Source organism: Limosilactobacillus avium, from assembly GCF_947381485.1.
GTDB classification, from domain to species: Bacteria; Bacillota; Bacilli; order Lactobacillales; family Lactobacillaceae; genus Limosilactobacillus; species Limosilactobacillus avium.
Map to the genome: position 1 here is coordinate 1 of NZ_CANCWN010000091.1, position 598 is coordinate 598.

The window sequence follows — 598 nt, forward strand, 5'->3', positions numbered from 1 at the left end:
TTGAGGTAACACCATTAAAGACCTTGATGGGTTTTTCTGTCCACTTAAATGTTCAACTTAAATTTTACAATCTGCCATAAAAAAACAAAGTGACATAAGTTCTTTTTTTATGCGATGAATGAAAAGCACTAAGATGATGAAGGATTATACTTTATAGTCTATCATATGACGTTCGCATGGGGCTATTTGGCGTTCTATCTTATGACTTGAATGCTTTACCAAATAAGCTTTATAGTTGTTCTAAGAGGCTTATATTGCAAATTAAAGCAATACCTAAATTTCAAGAATAAGTTAGCCACTGGACTCAAATAAATAATACTGACCAATTGATTATTGGTTGATGGAGCTGTGATATCTCTTGGTAGAAGGCCTTACGATAGATATCCATTGACGAATGTCCATTAAACATAGCTCGTGGATAGTGATTCATTCAATCATTAGTCGCTATGATCTGAGCACTACTATAGTTATTTATAGCTTGGCCCTTAGTAATCTCCTTCCGGAGAAAACGATTATTGATTTCATTGGATCCGCGTTCCCAAGGAGAATATGGGTCAGTGTAAAAAACATGGTCATGAACTCGCGTTAACTCACTAAA

At 34.9% G+C, this 598-nt stretch carries 1 pseudogene; it reads right to left on the minus strand.

The features are described 5' to 3' along the window. Positions 1 to 304 precede the first annotated feature (304 nt). Positions 305 to 598: pseudogene (locus QOS01_RS10805) on the minus strand (IS30 family transposase); the annotation flags it as partial.